Source organism: Ruegeria sp. D4, from assembly GCF_056534475.1.
In genome coordinates this window covers 20,296-36,708 of record NZ_JBQFPJ010000012.1, presented here as the reverse complement: position 1 = coordinate 36,708, position 16,413 = coordinate 20,296, and the positions used below count along the sequence as shown (strand labels likewise).

At 59.2% G+C, this 16,413-nt stretch carries 15 protein-coding genes; 3 read left to right on the top strand and 12 right to left on the bottom strand.

Features of this window, described 5'->3' with window-relative positions; translation table 11 throughout:
• Position 1: 1 nt before the first annotated feature.
• From bhcD to bhcA, 4 genes are all read right to left on the bottom strand, one after another.
• Complete coding sequence (gene bhcD, locus ACR0MI_RS15755; protein WP_170609717.1) at positions 2–967, bottom strand: iminosuccinate reductase BhcD; 966 nt, start codon at positions 965–967, stop codon at positions 2–4.
• Between the two features lie 85 nt (positions 968–1,052).
• Positions 1,053–2,216: a 3-hydroxy-D-aspartate aldolase BhcC gene (bhcC, locus tag ACR0MI_RS15750; protein WP_170609719.1), complete on the bottom strand. Its 1,164-nt coding sequence runs from the start codon at positions 2,214–2,216 to the stop codon at positions 1,053–1,055.
• An 11-nt stretch (positions 2,217–2,227) separates the two neighbouring features.
• Positions 2,228–3,199: a beta-hydroxyaspartate dehydratase BhcB gene (bhcB, locus tag ACR0MI_RS15745; protein WP_170816742.1), complete on the bottom strand. Its 972-nt coding sequence runs from the start codon at positions 3,197–3,199 to the stop codon at positions 2,228–2,230.
• 9 nt (positions 3,200–3,208) lie between these two features.
• The gene (gene bhcA / locus ACR0MI_RS15740; protein ID WP_170609731.1) at positions 3,209–4,399 is read right to left on the bottom strand and encodes an L-aspartate--glyoxylate aminotransferase BhcA; all 1,191 of its coding nucleotides are present in this window, start codon (positions 4,397–4,399) and stop codon (positions 3,209–3,211) included.
• A 199-nt stretch (positions 4,400–4,598) separates the two neighbouring features.
• On the opposite strand from bhcA, the gene ACR0MI_RS15735 reads away from it, so the two are divergent.
• Positions 4,599–5,438, top strand: a complete 840-nt coding sequence (locus ACR0MI_RS15735; protein ID WP_170609733.1) for an IclR family transcriptional regulator — start codon at positions 4,599–4,601, stop codon at positions 5,436–5,438.
• On the opposite strand, the gene ACR0MI_RS15730 is transcribed toward ACR0MI_RS15735, so the two are convergent.
• The 3 genes from ACR0MI_RS15730 to putA are packed head-to-tail and all read right to left on the bottom strand — an operon-like array spanning position 5,414 to position 9,969.
• Positions 5,414–5,785: a GFA family protein gene (locus ACR0MI_RS15730; protein WP_170609735.1), complete on the bottom strand. Its 372-nt coding sequence runs from the start codon at positions 5,783–5,785 to the stop codon at positions 5,414–5,416. The two genes, ACR0MI_RS15735 and ACR0MI_RS15730, sit on opposite strands and share 25 nt — an antisense overlap.
• Complete coding sequence (locus ACR0MI_RS15725; protein WP_170609737.1) at positions 5,782–6,525, bottom strand: rhomboid family intramembrane serine protease; 744 nt, start codon at positions 6,523–6,525, stop codon at positions 5,782–5,784. Before ACR0MI_RS15725 ends, ACR0MI_RS15730 begins: the two co-directional genes overlap by 4 nt.
• Before the next feature lie 42 nt (positions 6,526–6,567).
• Positions 6,568–9,969: a bifunctional proline dehydrogenase/L-glutamate gamma-semialdehyde dehydrogenase PutA gene (gene putA, locus ACR0MI_RS15720; protein WP_170816743.1), complete on the bottom strand. Its 3,402-nt coding sequence runs from the start codon at positions 9,967–9,969 to the stop codon at positions 6,568–6,570.
• Positions 9,970–10,071: 102 nt separating this feature from the next.
• Between putA and ACR0MI_RS15715 the strand changes: the two genes are divergently transcribed.
• Positions 10,072–10,560, top strand: coding sequence for an Lrp/AsnC family transcriptional regulator (locus ACR0MI_RS15715; RefSeq protein WP_170609741.1), 489 nt, complete (start codon positions 10,072–10,074; stop codon positions 10,558–10,560).
• A 30-nt stretch (positions 10,561–10,590) separates the two neighbouring features.
• On the top strand, positions 10,591–11,154 hold the full coding sequence (locus tag ACR0MI_RS15710; RefSeq protein WP_170610890.1) for an outer membrane protein assembly factor BamD: 564 nt from the start codon (positions 10,591–10,593) through the stop codon (positions 11,152–11,154).
• Between the two features lie 146 nt (positions 11,155–11,300).
• On the opposite strand, the gene ACR0MI_RS15705 is transcribed toward ACR0MI_RS15710, so the two are convergent.
• The 5 genes from ACR0MI_RS15705 to ACR0MI_RS15685 all read right to left on the bottom strand — a co-directional run bounded on the left by ACR0MI_RS15705 (position 11,301) and on the right by ACR0MI_RS15685 (position 16,413).
• Positions 11,301–12,296: an ABC transporter ATP-binding protein gene (locus ACR0MI_RS15705; protein WP_170609743.1), complete on the bottom strand. Its 996-nt coding sequence runs from the start codon at positions 12,294–12,296 to the stop codon at positions 11,301–11,303.
• Positions 12,293–13,327 carry a Gfo/Idh/MocA family protein gene (locus ACR0MI_RS15700; RefSeq protein WP_170609745.1) on the bottom strand — a complete coding sequence of 345 codons (1,035 nt, stop codon included), beginning with the start codon at positions 13,325–13,327 and terminating at the stop codon, positions 12,293–12,295. The genes ACR0MI_RS15705 and ACR0MI_RS15700 overlap by 4 nt, the downstream gene beginning before the upstream one ends.
• On the bottom strand, positions 13,324–14,163 hold the full coding sequence (locus tag ACR0MI_RS15695; protein ID WP_170609747.1) for a carbohydrate ABC transporter permease: 840 nt from the start codon (positions 14,161–14,163) through the stop codon (positions 13,324–13,326). The genes ACR0MI_RS15700 and ACR0MI_RS15695 overlap by 4 nt, the downstream gene beginning before the upstream one ends.
• Before the next feature lie 10 nt (positions 14,164–14,173).
• On the bottom strand, positions 14,174–15,088 hold the full coding sequence (locus ACR0MI_RS15690; protein WP_170609749.1) for a carbohydrate ABC transporter permease: 915 nt from the start codon (positions 15,086–15,088) through the stop codon (positions 14,174–14,176).
• Between the two features lie 71 nt (positions 15,089–15,159).
• Positions 15,160–16,413, bottom strand: a complete 1,254-nt coding sequence (locus tag ACR0MI_RS15685; RefSeq protein WP_170609751.1) for an ABC transporter substrate-binding protein — start codon at positions 16,411–16,413, stop codon at positions 15,160–15,162.

Genomic DNA, 16,413 nt, shown 5'->3' with positions numbered 1-16,413 from the left:
TTCAGAAGTCGACTTCGATGGCGACGCCGTTTTCGATCGCAAGATCGACCACCGCGCTGGCGACGGCCAAATCCTGCAGTCCCACACCTGTACCATCGAATAACGTGACCTCCTCTGCCGAGGTGCGGCCCGGATGCGTGCCGTTGATGACCTCGCCGATCTGACGAATGTCTTTTTCGGATTTTGCCCCAGCCGCGACCGCGTGCTGGCACTCACCCAGCGTCACCGCCTGCGCGACTTCGTCCGTGAAGACACTGGCGCGAATGATCAGATCCGTTTCCACTTCCTGTTTCCCAACCGTGTCGGTGCCCATGCACGCGACATGCGTGCCATCCGACACATGTTGCGACAGTAGTGAAGGCGCGAAGGACGACGTGATGGTGATGATCACATCCGCTTCGGCCAGACCCGGCAGGTCCACGGCCTCGAACGGCAATCCCGCGTCTTCGGCAACCTTGGCGAGATTGGGCAGCATTTCCGGATGCAGGTTCCAGCCGATGACCTTTTCAAACTTGCGCTGTTCCAGCGCCGCCCGCAGTTGAAAGGCAGCCTGATGCCCTGCGCCAACCATGCCAATCACCTTGGCATCCTTCCGGGCCAGATGGTTGATCGACACGGACGAGGCCGCTGCGGTTCTGAGGGCGGTCAGCAGATTGCCACCAACCATTGCCTTTGCCCGTCCGGTATCCGGGTCAAACAGGAAAACGGTGGACTGATGGTTGATCACACCGTGCGTTTCCAGATTGTTGGGCCAGTATCCCCCGGCCTTCAGGCCCAATGTCATACTTGCCCGGTCAAATCCGCCTTTGAACCCGTATAGCGCATCCGCATGGCCAATGGCTTCGCGCACAACCGGAAAGTTGTATGCATCCCCTGACGCCATCGCGGCAAATACCTGTTCGACAGCCGCATAGCTTTCCTTTCGGCCCATCAGGGCTCCGATTTCCTTTTCGGGAACGATGTACATCGTTTGCGCCTTTCCTGAGTGTTGGCGAAGAACGTAGCAAACGGGGCAGATTGTAAACTGCCCCGTCCGTCAGATTGGATACCGGTCAGTAGGCTTTGCCACGGGCAGAAACCGGCCACAGCGTTTCAACCTTGCCGTCGCGCACACCAACATACCAGTCATGGACGTTGGCCGTCGGGTCGCAATGGCCAGGCACCAGCCGCAGTTTGTCATTCACCTTCAGCGCTCCGTCGGGATCGGAAATCACCCCGTGTTCATCCGAGCATTTGATGTATTCCACATCGTCGCGCCCATAGATAAAGGGCAGCCCGCTATCGACTGACTGGGCCTTGAGACCTGCATCGCAGATCGCCTTGTCGGCTTTGGCATGGCTCATCACGCTGGTCAGGATGAAGAATGCGTTCTCCCATTCCCCCTGATCGATCCGATTGCCGTCCTTGTCGAGGATCCGGCCATAGTCGGCATCCATGAAGGCGTAGGACCCACACTGAAGTTCATTGTAAACGCCAGAATTGGATTCGAAGTAGTAAGACCCCGTGCCACCGCCCGAAACCAGTTCAGGTTCCAGTCCGACGGCCTTCAGCCCCTGCACCGCATCCGCCACCATGGCGATTGCAACATCGAGCTTGGCTTTGCGATCGTCAAAACTGTCCATGTGCTGCATTGCGCCCTGATAGGCCTGAATGCCCAGAAACTTAAGGTTGTCAGCGGCATCAACGGCTTGCGCAATCGCAACCACATCCGCTGTTGTCGTCACACCGCAGCGCCCCGCACCGCAGTCGATTTCGACAAAAACACTCAGTTCCGTTCCGTGCCGCACTGCCGCGGCGGACAGATCGGCGACGTTGTCGATGTCATCCACACAGACGATGACGTGGGCGTCATATTTTGGCAGTCGCGCCAGCCTGTCGATCTTGGCCGGGTCGCGCACCTGATTTGACACCAGAATGTCCTTGATGCCGCCGCGGGCAAACACCTCGGCCTCGGACACTTTCTGGCAGCACACGCCAACCGCGCCGCCGAGCTCTTCCTGCAGTTTGGCAACGTCCACCGATTTGTGCATCTTGCCATGCACCCGGTGGCGCATCCCGTGTGCCTTGGCATAGTCGCCCATCTTGCGGATGTTCCGCTCCAGCGCGTCAAGGTCCAGGATCAGGCAGGGGGTCTGGATTTCGCTTTCATCCATGCCAATGGCGGCGGGGACGTCAAAGCCGACTTCCAGTTCGTCCATGTTCAAAGGTTTGTTCATTGTCATCCTCCTTACCCTGCCAGCCAGGGAAGCTTGTCCAGATCCACATTTCCGCCGGTAATGATCACCCCGACGCGTTTGCCCCGGAACATTTCGGGGTTTTTGAGAATGGTCGCCAGCGGCACCGCCGACGAAGGTTCCATCACCACGCGCAGGTACTTCCATGTCAGTTTCATCGCATCGATGATCTCATCCTCGGTCGCGGTGAAAATGTCGGTCACGTGGTTTGAAACGAAATGCCATGTGTTTTCTTTGAGGGGCACCAGCAGGCCGTCGGCCACCGTCTTGGGCGCGTCATCTGCAATGATCCGACCGGCTTTGAACGAGCGATATGCGTCATCAGCCTGTTCCGGTTCAGCCGCGTAAATCGCGGTTTCCGGGGCCAGGTTGGAGACGGTCAGGCAAGTCCCCGACACCATGCCGCCGCCGCCGATCGGGGCAATGACGGCATCCACGCCATCCGTCTGTTCCAGCAATTCCGCCGAACATGTCGCTTGACCCGCGATGACGCGAGGGTCGTTATAGGGATGCACGAACTCGCCACCGGTTCGGGCCTGTACTTCGGCAAACGTTGCTTCGCGGGACGAAGTCGACGGCTCGCATTCGGTGATCGTACCGCCATAGCGGCGCACCGCGTCCTTTTTGGCCTGCGGTGCAGTGCGGGGCATGACCACGTTGCACGGAATGCCTCGCCGGCCCGCCGCATAGGACAGGGACAGGGCGTGGTTGCCACTGGAATGCGTGCAGACGCCCTTGGCGGACTTCTCTTCGCTCAGCCCGAATACGGCGTTGCACGCACCGCGTACCTTGAAGGCGCCGGCTTCCTGAAAGTTCTCGCATTTGAAGTACAACTGCGCACCGGTGAGGTCATCCAGATATTCCGAACGCATGACCGGAGTGCGGCGGATATGGGGTTTGATCCGCTCATGCGCCGCGCGCATGTCGGCGATGGTCAGATCGGCTGCGGTGACTTGATCCAGCATCTTCGCCTCCTACGCTGCAGCCTGAGCATGGCCGGACGGACCACTGCGATAGTAATCCTGTGCCTCGGCAACACCGCTGCCCAGTTTGATGGGGTAGTTCAGATCGGCCATGGCCATCTCGATCGTGGCAAGGCCAGACAGAACCATAACGTCGGTCAGCGATCCCAGATGCCCGATACGGAACGCCTTGCCGTTTAGTTGCCCCAGACCAACTCCGAACGAGACACCATAGGCGTTGAAGGCGTGGTCGGTCAGGGCGTTACTGTCGAACCCATCGGGAACATAAACCGCGCTGACGGTATCCGAAAACAGATCCGGGCTTTGCGCCACCAGCTTCAGCCCCCACGCATCCACGGCCCGGCGAACGCCCTCGGCCAGACGGAAATGGCGGGCGTAGACATTTTCGAGCCCTTCTTCGAACAACATTTTCAGGCTTTCCCGCATACCGTAGATCAGTTGCAGGGGCGGGGTATATGGAAAGCCGCCGGATGCGTTGGCCGCAAGCATGTCGCGGAAGTCAAAAAAGGTGCGCGGGAGTTTCGCGGATTGCATCGCTTCCAACGCCTTGGGGCTGGCGCACAGGATCGCCATTCCGGTTGCCAGCATGAACCCCTTTTGCGAGCCCGACACGGCGATATCGACTCCCCATTGATCAAATTCGAACGGCATCGAGGCAAGCGAGCTGACGCAATCGACCATCAAAAGCGCCGGATGGCCGGCCGCCTCCATGGCATTGCGAACCGCTGCGATGTCCGAGCGCACACCGGTCGCCGTTTCGTTGTGAGTGACCAGTACAGCGCGGATTTGGTGGTTCGTGTCTGCAGCCAGGGCGGCTTGGAACTGATCCGCCGGCGCGCCGCTGCCCCAGGCGCATTCAATGACCTGTACGTCCAGCCCGTGCCGCTCGCACATGTCGATCCAGCGGTGGCTGAAAACGCCATAGCGCGCGACCAGAACCTTGTCGCCGGGGCTGAGCGTGTTGGTTATCGACGCTTCCCACCCTCCGGTTCCGCTGGCCGGGAATGTGATGATCTTGCCATCGGTGGTGCCGAACACCTTCTTTGTGTCCTCCAGCACGGGGGCAAAGGTTTCGACGAAATCCGGCGCACGGTGATCCTGTGTCTGAACATGCATGGCCAGACGCAGACGATCGGGGATGTTGGTCGGGCCGGGTATGAAGACCGGATTCTGGTTTGACATGACTGAGTCCTCCGCTTTGTCAGAATTGTGACTGCGCAGGCGTTAGCTTGCAATTTTCTTGAAAAATATTTTCATTTTTGCAATTAAATATGTAATGCCCTGAAATTATGAGTTTTTCAGTTTCTCAAATTTGCAAGCCGGAATATGGCCTGAAAATTTCCAATCTATGGCCAGGCGAAACTGCGAACAGGAAACAGAAATGAACAGTCAAAAACGGCCACGCGGCAGACCAAAATCCCTGTTCAAGGAAAGTTCTGCCGGGACCATGCAATCGCTGGACCGCGCGCTGGGCGTTCTGAGCGCGGTTGCCCGTTTCGAACGCGCGGCCCTCAGCGATCTGGCCCGTGAAATCGATGTGCCCACGGCCACGACACACAGGATTCTGACGACCCTGCAAAAGCACGGCTATGTGACTTTTGACGATGAACGGCAGGAATGGATGATCGGGATCGAAGCCTACCGGACCGGCGCATCCTTTTTGCGGCGCAACAGTGTTTTGGAGATCGGCCGCCCGATTTTGCGCCGTCTCATGCAGGACAGTGGGGAAACGGCCAATCTGGCGGTACCGGATGGCGCCGAGGTGGTCTTTGTCGGGCAGGTTGAAACATCGAACCCGATCCGCGCGTTCTTTCCGCCAGGGGCGCGAACACCTATGTATGCGTCAGGAACTGGCAAAGCCATACTGGCAGCCATGAAGGAAGCTTCCCTGCAAAAAGTCCTGCGCGGCACGGAACTGACCGCCTTCACCCAGCATACGCAGGTGCCCGAACCGCAGTTGTTGCTGGATTTGGCCAAAACGCGCAGGCGTGGCTGGTCGCTGGACAGGGAAGAACGGTATGAGGGCATGTCCTGCATCGGTGCCGCGATCTACAATGACCGGGGTGAACCCTGCGCGGGAATATCTGTCTCTGGCCCGTCGGTGCGGTTTGACGAAACACGTGCGCCGGAACTTGCAGACCTTGTGAAAAAGGCCGCTGCTGAAATCACGTTCCTGAGCGGGGGGCGCACACCGGATCACTCCGATCTGTCAGACGGGTGATTGACGCCGTCGTTCCAAGGTATTGGCCCATGCGCGCGGGGATTGCCGCCTTCGATACAACCCAGATTGACGCCGCATTCGGCGGGGTCGGACCGGCGCTGGTGATACACGTAGATGCCGCAGGTCTTGCAGAAGTGATGCTTGGCCGTGTGCGTGCCCCAGGTGTACAGGCTGAGGTTCCCAGCACCCTTTAATACGCGCAGACTTTCGGTGGTCGCAGTGACCGCCGCTGCACCGCGCCGCAGGCAGAATGAGCAATCACAACGGGCGGCCGAGGACAGGCCTTCAGGAAACTCGGCCTCGATTTCGACTGCGCCGCAATGGCAGGTGGCTGTCATTCTGGTCATCTGCGAGGCACTTTCGGAATGCGGGATTGGGTCAGCTTGTACTTGTGTTCGGGGTGGGGCGGGTGGCCATGGGTCCGGTTCCAGAAACCGGGTCCGCCCCGGCGCAGCCAAACCGGAATGCACAGCACCAATCCGACCACAAAGCCGCCGGTATGCGCCCAGTAGGCGACACCACCCTCATCAGGATTGCTGGCCAGGCTACCCAAAAACTGCATCCCAAGCCAGATGCCCAGCATGATAAAGGCAGGAATGGTGAAGACACGGAAATAGATGATCAGGATCAGAAGAACATCGACCCGCGCTTTGGGGAACAGCAAGAGGTAACCGCCCATGACACCGGCAATGGCGCCAGAGGCTCCGATGGTCGGCACGATGGAGTCTGGCGCGGTCAGGACATGAATCAGGCCTGCTCCGATGCCCGACAGTACATAGAATAGCAGAAAGGGCAGGTGGCCCATCTCGTCTTCCAGATTGTCGCCGAAGATCCACAGAAACAGCATGTTCCCCGCCAGATGCATCCAGCCGCCGTGCAAGAACATCGAGGTCACCAGGGTTTCGAAGCTGAACCCGTCCGTGATGCGCGCGGGGATGACTGCATAGTCGTAGTAAAGCTGGTTGATCAGTCGCGCGTTGTCCATAACGCCGACATAGCTGAGGAAAATCAGGATATTGGCCGCCATCAGAATATAGACGACATACGGCGTGCGCCCCGAAGGGTTATGATCTCGGATCGGAAACATGGGGCGACGCTGGGCTTTTCCCGGCCCAGCGTCAAGACATGCTTACGCCGCACCCCCCAAAAGGGCCGCGTTTCCTCCGGCGGCGGTTGTATCGACGCAGACGTGGCGCTCTCCCAACACGCGGGCGCGGTCGGGCAAGCCCGGGATCAGGGGCAGGATCGGACCGTCCCGTCGCGCCAGAAGGCGTTCGATTTGCCGGGCGGTTTCTTCGTCACCCCACCACAACACGCCCGAAATCCCGGTCAGGTTTTCGATCCGGTGCAGGTCCAGGTTGCCGGTTGCGCAGATGGCGGTGCCGCCAAGGGCCTTTACAGCCTCCGCCTGTGCCCGAGTGGCGTCTTCATCGGGTCCCATGCACAGCAGGGGCGCGCGGGGTGTTTCGCTCAGGCGGTTGGATTCGCCGGTCGGGCCGGGCAGGGAGCGCGTCCGAGTTGGCGCGGCTTGTCCTTCGGGTTTGGGCAGCGTTGTCATGATTGAGTCCCATTGACCCGGGCTTTTCTGTCTGTCCGGCGCGCAGAATCGCGCCATGTAGTTTGGCCCGCCCGCCTTTGGGCCGGTGCCGGATAGCCCTTCTCCTCCAAATGGTTGCGAGCCGACAATCGCGCCGATCTGGTTGCGATTGACGTAGATGTTTCCGGCATGCACCGCCTCGGTCACGTGTTGAACACGGTCGTCAATCCGGGTGTGCAGGCCAAATGTCAGGCCATAGCCGGTCGCGTTGATATCCGCGATCACCTGATCGATTTCGGCGGCCTTAAAGCGGGCGACGTGCAGAACGGGTCCAAAGATCTCGCGCTCCAGTGCGGCTATGCCTGACACTTCGATCAGGGTCGGAGCAACAAATGTGCCTTCGGGCGGAAGGGGCATTTCTTTCAATACGCGGCCGTCGGCGCGGGCGCGGGCCACATGGTCGGCAATGCCCTGCCGCGCGGTTTCATCGATCACCGGGCCGCTGTCAGTCGAAATCAGCCACGGATCGTCCAATTGCAGGGCATTCATGGCACCCTTGAGCATTTTCAGAAGGTCGTCGGCGATATCTTCCTGCACATAGAGACAGCGCAAGGCCGAGCACCTCTGGCCAGCGGACTGAAACGCGCTTTCAATGATGGATTGTACGGCCTGTTCCGGAAGCGCGGTGCTGTCGACGATCATCGCATTCAAACCGCCGGTTTCCGCAATCAGCGGCGTGCCCGGGCGCAGGTTTTCTGCCATGGCGGCGCGGATTTTCAGTGCCGTCGCAGTCGAGCCAGTAAAGGCCACTCCGGATACCCGCGGGTCAGAGGTGAGAGCTGTGCCAACCGACGGCCCACCCGGCAGCAATTGCAGGGCATCGCGGGGCACACCGGCCTCGTGCAGCAATTGCACGGCCCGATGGGCGATCAGCGGCGTTTGCGGAGCGGGTTTGGCCAGAACGGCGTTGCCGGTCGCCAGCGCCGCCGAAATCTGACCCGAGAAAATCGCCAGCGGAAAATTCCACGGACTGATGCAGGTAAAGGTTCCTGCCGGTTTGGCATCGGGAATGTTGGCCGCATAATAGCGCAGGAAATCGACAGCTTCGCGCAGCTCGGCTACCGCGTCGGTCAGGGTCTTACCGGCTTCCCGTGCCAGCAGGGCAAACAGTTCCCCGAAGTTTTGTTCATAAAGATCTGCAGCCCTGTTCAGGGTTTCCTGGCGCTCGGAAGCAGGGGCCTGCCACGGCGCCGCTGAGGCAAGGGCCAGTTCGACATCGTCTGCGCTGGCGGGGGCAACCGCTCCGGGCCGGTCCATCGGTTGCGCCGGGTTAATGACCGGCTCATCCACTTCGGGCGCAGCGTTGTCGGACAGCAGGGGTCGTGCGTACCAGTGATGGGCCCGGAACTTGTCCCTTGCGGCGTCGATCCTGTCCAGCGTGGGCGTGTGATGCAGGTCGAACCCAACCGAGTTTTTTCGCTCGGGCTGGAACAGATCGGGACCGGTGGTCAGCGGCGTGACAGCGTGTTCAATGGATACGAACGGGTCGGCCGCAACTTCTTCCGGGGGGACGTCCTCATCCACAATCTGGTTCACGAAGGACGAGTTCGCACCGTTCTCCAGCAACCGCCGCACCAGATAGGCCAACAGATCGCGATGCGCGCCAACCGGGGCGTAGATACGGCAGCGCGTGTTGCTTTTGTCCTTGACGATCCGGTGCAGGGTTTCGCCCATGCCGTGCAGGCGCTGGAACTCGTACGGCTGGTCGTCGGCCATATGCAGAATCGCGCTGACGGTGTGGGCATTATGCGTGGCAAACTGCGGATAAATCCTGTCCGTCATGCCGAGAAGCTTCCGGGCGTTGGCAATGTACGAGACGTCGGTTGCGGCTTTGCGAGTAAAGACGGGGAACCCGTTCATGCCCTCGACCTGAGCCCGCTTGATCTCGGTATCCCAATAGGCGCCTTTTACCAGCCGCACCATCAGTTTGCGGTCGTGACGTTCGGCCATTTCATAAAGCGTATCCAGAACCAGCCCGGCGCGGGGGCCGTAGGCCTGAACAACGATGCCGAAGCCGTCCCAACCCGCCAATGCGGGTTCAGACATGACAGCCTCAATCACTTGCAGCGACAAGGACAGGCGGTCTGCTTCTTCCGCGTCCACGTTCAGACCCATCCCCGCGGCTTTAGCCAGCAATGCCAGCGCGCGCAAGCGGGGAACGAGTTCATCCATCACCCGCTGTTCCTGCGCCAGCTCATAGCGCGGATGCAGAGCGGACAGTTTCACTGAAATGCCGGGGTTGGCACGGATGTCGTCATGGGTGCAGGCATCGGAAATCGCGGTGATGGCGCGGGAATAGGACAGGTGATAACGCGCCGCATCCGCCTCGGTCCGGGCGGCTTCGCCAAGCATGTCATAGGAATATGTGTAGCCCTTCGTCTCCATCCCTTTGGCGCGCGACATGGCCGACTGAATGGTTTCGCCCAGAACGAACTGGCGCCCCATTTCTTTCATCGCCCGTCCGACTGCTGTTCGGATCACCGGTTCACCCAGCCGCTTGATTGCACTGCGCAGCACACCCACGGGCGAGGCCTTGTCTTCATCCAGCACTTTGCCCGTCAGCATCAGCGCCCAGGTCGACGCATTGACCAGCGAGGACGAGGAGTGGCCCAGATGCTTGCCCCAGTCCGACGGTGCGATCTTGTCTTCGATCAGCGCATCGATCGTGTCGGCATCCGGGACGCGTAACAGGGCTTCGGCCAGACACATAAGCGCGATGCCCTCATCAGTGGACAGGCCGTATTCGGCCAGAAACACCTCCATCATGCCCGGCGATGTGCTGGATCGGATATCACGCACCAGTTGCGCCGCCGCCGCGCATATGGCGTTTCGGTCGGCAACCGTCAGGTTTGCCTGTTCGGTCAGGCGTTCCAGTACGGTGTTCTGATCGGCATAAGTTTGGCTGTCGATGACAGAGCGCAGGTTGTGTGACATCTTTCCTCCGGGCTTTTGATGAGTATACCGTCGAAATTTCGGGACAATCGCCTGATTTTTGGCAATACTTGGGTAAATGGACCGTATTTTCGGGTAAGTGCGATGCAAAAAGACTTTTTGGATATTGATCGGTTCGATCAGTCAATTCTGACGATTCTGGCAGAGGACGGACGGGTATCCGTCGCGGATCTGGCTCGGCGGATCGGATTGTCGAAATCGCCGACACAGGCGCGGCTGAAACGGCTTGAGGCTGAAGGCATCATCACGGGCTATCGCGCCTTGCTTGATCCTATCCGCCTTGGACTGGATCATGTCGCGTTCGTCGAGGTACGCATGTCCGACACGCGAGAAAAGGCATTGGCCGAGTTCAACGCGGCGGTGCGCCGGGTGGCCGAGATCGAGCAGGCGCATATGATCGCCTCGAACTTCGACTACCTTCTCAAAGTCCGCACAGGGTCCATGTCTGAATACCGGGCGGTCCTTGCGGAAAAGATCTCGTCCCTGCCACATGTGGCGAATACATCGACTTTTGTCGCGATGGAGGCCGTGAAGGAAACCGGATTGTCCGGGGCCATCGAAAGGATCGGTTGACGAAACCGCGGGATGCACCATCATTGGCGGATGAAACTTCATGCCCTGCCTCTGATTGCCGTACTGGCCGCTTCGGTTGCCAACGCTGAAGAATGTCCGCCAGCGCCCGACCATGTCGAAGACGTCGACCTGCTGATCTCGCAGGTTCAACAGGCACCAAGCGAACAGGCCGCGCGTGAGATTTCTGGCCTGATGTGGGAGTTGTGGCGGGATGCGCCCGATGAAGATGCACAAGCCATGCTGGACAGCGGCATGGCGCGCATCCAACGTCGCGATCTGTCAGGCGCGATACAGGAATTTGATCGGTTGATTGATTATTGCCCATCCTACGCCGAAGGCTACAATCAACGGGCTTTCGCAAATTATCTGCGTTCCAATTTCAAGGCGGCCCTGGTTGACCTTGACCGGGCAATCGAGCTTTCGCCCAACCATGTCGCGGCGATCAGCGGCCGGGCGCTGACACTGCTTGGGTTACACAGAATAGATCAGGCGCGTGAAGCGCTTGATGAAGCGCTGGTTCTAAATCCGTGGCTGGCCGAGCGTCATCTGGCCGGGCCGGGCGGACCGCTGGAACCTCCGGGCGAGGATATCTGATATTTGGTCATCCAGTGAAAATATCCGGGGCGGCTTGAAAAACTGAATGCCCTGGAAACCTTCTTCGATGCGTTTGGCAGAAGGCTTTTTCGAATGGTACCGATTGCTATCTTCGGCAGTTATACGAACACGTTGTTGGCACCGCGTCACCGAAGGCGCATTCCGTCGCTGTCAAACCGATAGGCTTTTTCCGGAGAGAACGACAGGTGCAGTTCTTCGCCTTCCGAAATAGCATGTTGGCCGAACAACCGGGCTGTCACCGAATGCTCATGCACTTTTGCAATGACATTCGTATCGCCGCCCAACTTTTCCACGTGGCTCACGCGTGCGGCCAAGGGGCCGCCATCGGACAGGAACAGGTCTTCGGGACGGATGCCGATGGTGTTCTGCCCTTCGCCATGGACCAGATCTTCCGGCAGGAAATTCATCGAGGGTGAGCCCAGAAAGCCAGCAACGAACTGGTTGGCCGGGTTATTGTACAATTCCATCGGGCTGCCGATCTGTTCGACCCGACCGTCGCGCAGAACGACGATCTTGTCGGCCAGCGTCATGGCCTCGGTCTGATCATGGGTCACGTAGATCATCGATGCATCCAGAGCGCGATGCAGGTTGGCGATCTCGATCCTTGTGTTCATGCGAAGCGCGGCGTCCAGGTTCGAAAGCGGTTCGTCAAACAGAAACAGCTTGGGTTCGCGGACGATCGCCCGGCCGATGGCGACACGCTGCCGTTGGCCACCTGACAGTTCAGACGGAAAACGATCCAGATACGGCTCAAGGTTCAGCATCCGGCTGGCATTGGCGACGCGTTCTTCGATCACCGCTTTGGGCTGTTTTTCCTGTTTCAGCGCCAGCGTCATGTTTCCGCGCACGCTGAGGTGAGGGTAGAGCGCATAGCTCTGGAACACCATAGCGATCCCGCGTTTGGAGGGCGGAACAAGGTTGACCTCCTGGCCGCCGATGCTGATCTGGCCCGAGGATGCATCCTCGAGCCCAGCGATCACACGCAGCAAGGTTGATTTGCCACAACCTGATGGGCCGACGAAGACGACAAATTCACCTTCTTCAACTTCAAGCGTGATGTCTTTCAGGACATGCACATTGCCAAATGATTTGTTTACATTGGTCAGGGTCAGAGCGGTCATTGTGCGGGCTCCTCAAGGGAAACGGGTTGGCCGGTCCGGATGCTTTCATCCGCGGCCAGACAGATGGCGAGCGACTGTACGGCGTCGGTCATATGGCGGGTCAGGTCGATGTCTTCGGCAATAGCGCGCAGCATATAGGCCTGTTCAGCGTCACAAAGCTCCTGATGGCCGGGTTCATCGGGCATTTCGATTGTGCGGTCTCCCTCCGGCGTGTGGACCAGCAGCCCGCCGACTTTCGTATGGCCATCGATATCGGCGGAAGCGCCCTTGTTGCCGTCCGTGATCGAAACGGACCCTTTGGGGGAAACGATATCTTTCACAAAGAACGCGGTTTCGGACATCATCGGGCCCCAGCCCGCTTCGTACCAGCCGACCGATCCATCGTCGAAGATCACCTGAAACTGACCGTAATTGTACATGTCAGGCGCGATCTCATCGGACAGGCGCAAGCCCATGCCATGCACGCGGACAGGGCGCGCGTCAGTGATCTGGCACATCACGTCGACATAGTGCACGCCGCAGTCAACGATGGGCGAGGTGGTCTGCATCAACGCCTTGTGAGTCTCCCATTCTGCGCCCGAAGATTGCTGGTTCAGGTTCAGGCGGAACACATAAGGCCCGCCCAGATCACGCGCCTCGGCAATCAGCCGCATCCATGAAGGGTGGTGGCGCAGGATATACCCGACGACCAGTTTGCGGTTCAGTCGAGTGGCGGTTTCAACCACGCGCTGTGCGTCAGCGACGTTGGTGGCAAGAGGCTTTTCAACGAACACATGCGCACCGGCTTCCATCGCCGCGCAGGCGTAGTCGGCATGACTGTCCGAGTAGGTGGCGACCACCACCAGATCCGGTTTTGTTTCGGCCAGCGCCGCTGCGAAGTCCGAATAAGCCGGATAACCGGCAAGCTCGGGGTGATCTACACGGCCGGACCGGTTCACCACCCCGACGATTTGGGCGTCGGGGTGGTGGTGGTGAGCCAGCGCGTGGCTCAGCCCCATATTGCCAAGGCCTGCAATCAGAACTCGGGTCATTTGACAGCTCCTGAAGTGATGCCGCGGATCAACTGGCGCGAGAAGATGACGTACAGGATCAGCACCGGCAGGATCGCCATGGACAGCGCTGACAGAACCGCGTTCCAATCGGTCACAAACTGACCGATGAAGACCTGGCTGCCCAGCGTCAGCGTTTTTGTTTCTTCAGCCGGGGCAAGGATCAGCGGGAACCAGAGGTCGTTCCAGATCGGGATCATGTTGAACACGGCCACGGTTGCCATGGCAGGGCGGACGAGGGGCAGCACCAGCCGGAAGAAGATCGTGTATTCCGACAGCCCGTCGATGCGGCCGGCATTCTTCAGGTCATCGCTGACCTGTCGCATGAACTCGGACAGGATAAACACCGCCAACGGCAAACCTTGCGCTGTATAGACCAGTATTAGCGCCCAGAGGCTGTTCACCAGCCCTGTTGCCACCATCATCTCAAGGATTGCGACAGTGCCGATGCGGATCGGGATCATGATCCCAAGCGCCAGGTACAGGCCCATCACCAGGTTGCCCTTGAACTGGTATTCGGACAGCGCATAGGCCGCCATGGCGCCGAACAGCAGGATGAAGAACAGCGATGCCACGGTGACGATCATCGAATTCTGGAAATAAAGGAAGAAATCCCCCTGCTTCATCACCGTCTCATAGCCGATCATCGAAAAGCTTTCCGAATTCGGCAAAGCCAGCGGTTCGCGAAAGATGGCGCGGCGGGATTTGAAGCTGTTGATCAGGATCACGAAGACCGGGAACAGTGCAATCAACGTGTAGAGGATCAGCGCGCCGTGCATCGCGAACATATTGAGGGGGTTATGACGTGCCTTGTTCATCGCTTGCCCCTCACAGTTGATACCGGCGCATCCGGGTCTGGATGCCGAACAGGTAGATGCAGACACCGACGAGGATGATGGCGAACATCGCACCGGCTATTGCGGACCCCATATGCGGATCGCCCAATTGCAATTGGAAGCCGAAGAAGGTGCGGTACATGAAAGTGCCCAGAATGTCGGTCGAGAAATCAGGCCCCGCCAGTGCGCCTTGGGCCGCATAGATCAGGTCGAACGCGTTGAAATTACCAACGAATGTCAGGATCGAGATGATGCCGATAGACGGCAGAATCAGCGGCAGTTTGATTTTCCAGAATGCGGCGGCACCGGTGATGCCATCGATCTCTCCGGCCTCGAGAATTTCTTCCGGAATGGTCAGTAGGGCGGCGTAGATCAGCATCATCGGGATGCCCACGAATTGCCAGACCGAGATCAGCGCCAGCGTGGTCAACGCGTATTCCTCTTTCCCCAGCCACGGTGCGTAAAGAGACTTGAGGCCGATGGCGTCCAACATGGACGGCGCGATGCCCCAGATCGGTGACAGGATAAGCTTCCAAGCGAACCCGACGATCACGAAGCTCAGGATCGTGGGGATGAAGATGGCCGACCGGTACAATGCTGCAAATCTCAGGCGCGGGTGGCTGAGCAGGGCGGCCAGCGCGATCCCGATGGGGTTCTGCACCAGCATGTGGATCAGGAAGAACCAGAAATTGTTGCCCAATGCGTTCCAGAACTGTTCAGACCATATGGGGTCGAAAAACAGCGTTTGGAAATTCTGCAATCCAACGAAGACGCGGCTCTGATCGATTTCGGTGTAAAGCGCCAGACGCAGCGTGTTGAACAGCGGAAAGATCATCACTGCGGTGTAAACCAGCACTGCGGGTGCCAGAAAAACAACGATATGCCAGCGGAAGCGGGGGCGGTTCATCGGACTGCTTTCAATGGAGTGTCGGGTATACCCGGGCGATCATCGCCGCCCGGGTAAGGTTGAGGCCAGACTTACTGGTGCGGCGCGTACCAGGAGGACAGACCCTCCTGCAGTTCTGCGCCCAGTTCCTCGGGGGTGCTGGCGCCTTTGATGGCGGCGACCGATGCGCCCCAGGTTTCGTTTTCAAGGTTCGGCGTGCCGCGCGACAGGATTTGATAGGTCGAGCGGATGGTCGATTCACACTCGTCGCGCCAGCCGACGAATTCCTTGGCCAGCGGGTCCTGCAGTTCTACCGGAGTGTTTGACAGCGGGAAGAAGCCGGGCACGGCGTTGCCGAAAATCTCGGCGAACTCGGGGCTTGCGACCCAGGCCAGGAAGGTTTCTGCCGCTTCGGGATGCTCGGTGGCAGCATTCATGCCAATGCCGATATCGGTGTGGTCCGAGATGTAGCAGGTATCGCCCGCATTTTGGACCGGGGGCTTGAACGCGCCCATTTCGAAATCCGCCTGCGAGTTGAAACCGGCAATCTCCCATGAACCGGCAGGGTAGATCGCAGCGCGGCCCAGCGTGAAGATATTCTGGCTGTCAGGATAGGTCTGCGCCTCGTACCCGTCGCCCAGATATTGGCTCCAACGTGCCAGAGTGGCGTAGGGGGCTGTCCACGGCTCATCGGTCAGTTTCTGCTCGCCCGCGATCAGGGCCTGCCGACCTTCTTCGCCTTTCCAATAGTTCGGACCGATGTTGTTATAGCCCATCGTGGCGGCTTCCCACTGGTCGTTGGTGCCCATCGCCATCGGGATGTAGCTGCCGTCTTCCTTGATCTTGTCGAGCGCGGCAAAGAATTCATCTTCTGTGGTTGGGACTTCAATACCCAGTTCGGCAAACGCATCCTTGTTGTAGATGAAACCATGGATCACCGACGCCATCGGAACGCAGAAGCTGGCCGAGCCGTCATCCGTCTGCCACGCGGACTTGGCCACGTCCGAGAAGTTGCTCATCGCCTCGACCGAGGACAGATCGGTCAGGTGACCAGCTTCGTACAGGGCCAGAGAAGCGTCAAAAGGACGGCAGGTGATCAGATCTCCGGCCGAACCTGCATCGAGCTTCGAGTTCAGAACCGCGTTGTATTCTGCCGGGGCCGACGGGGTGAATTGCAGTTTGATGCCCGGGTTTGCGGCCTCGAACGCCGGAATGATCTGCTCTTGCCACAAAGTCAGGTCGTCATTGCGCCAGCTTTCGATGGTCAGCGTCACATCCTCGGCCATGGCGCCGGTCGCGGCCAGCGTCGAGCCGAGCAAGGCCAGTTTCAGACTTCTATATGTCAT

What these genes read in the sequence shown, in the direction of transcription:
- bhcD (WP_170609717.1), bottom strand. Translation starts at nt 967, where the DNA reads ATGTACATCGTTCCCGAAAAGGAAATCGGAGCCCTGATGGGCCGAAAG.
- bhcC (WP_170609719.1), bottom strand. Translation starts at nt 2,216, where the DNA reads ATGAACAAACCTTTGAACATGGACGAACTGGAAGTCGGCTTTGACGTC.
- bhcB (WP_170816742.1), bottom strand. Translation starts at nt 3,199, where the DNA reads ATGCTGGATCAAGTCACCGCAGCCGATCTGACCATCGCCGACATGCGC.
- bhcA (WP_170609731.1), bottom strand. Translation starts at nt 4,399, where the DNA reads ATGTCAAACCAGAATCCGGTCTTCATACCCGGCCCGACCAACATCCCC.
- ACR0MI_RS15735 (WP_170609733.1), top strand. Translation starts at nt 4,599, where the DNA reads ATGAACAGTCAAAAACGGCCACGCGGCAGACCAAAATCCCTGTTCAAG.
- ACR0MI_RS15730 (WP_170609735.1), bottom strand. Translation starts at nt 5,785, where the DNA reads ATGACCAGAATGACAGCCACCTGCCATTGCGGCGCAGTCGAAATCGAG.
- ACR0MI_RS15725 (WP_170609737.1), bottom strand. Translation starts at nt 6,525, where the DNA reads ATGTTTCCGATCCGAGATCATAACCCTTCGGGGCGCACGCCGTATGTC.
- putA (WP_170816743.1), bottom strand. Translation starts at nt 9,969, where the DNA reads ATGTCACACAACCTGCGCTCTGTCATCGACAGCCAAACTTATGCCGAT.
- ACR0MI_RS15715 (WP_170609741.1), top strand. Translation starts at nt 10,072, where the DNA reads ATGCAAAAAGACTTTTTGGATATTGATCGGTTCGATCAGTCAATTCTG.
- ACR0MI_RS15710 (WP_170610890.1), top strand. Translation starts at nt 10,591, where the DNA reads ATGAAACTTCATGCCCTGCCTCTGATTGCCGTACTGGCCGCTTCGGTT.
- ACR0MI_RS15705 (WP_170609743.1), bottom strand. Translation starts at nt 12,296, where the DNA reads ATGACCGCTCTGACCCTGACCAATGTAAACAAATCATTTGGCAATGTG.
- ACR0MI_RS15700 (WP_170609745.1), bottom strand. Translation starts at nt 13,327, where the DNA reads ATGACCCGAGTTCTGATTGCAGGCCTTGGCAATATGGGGCTGAGCCAC.
- ACR0MI_RS15695 (WP_170609747.1), bottom strand. Translation starts at nt 14,163, where the DNA reads ATGAACAAGGCACGTCATAACCCCCTCAATATGTTCGCGATGCACGGC.
- ACR0MI_RS15690 (WP_170609749.1), bottom strand. Translation starts at nt 15,088, where the DNA reads ATGAACCGCCCCCGCTTCCGCTGGCATATCGTTGTTTTTCTGGCACCC.
- ACR0MI_RS15685 (WP_170609751.1), bottom strand. Translation starts at nt 16,413, where the DNA reads ATGACATATAGAAGTCTGAAACTGGCCTTGCTCGGCTCGACGCTGGCC.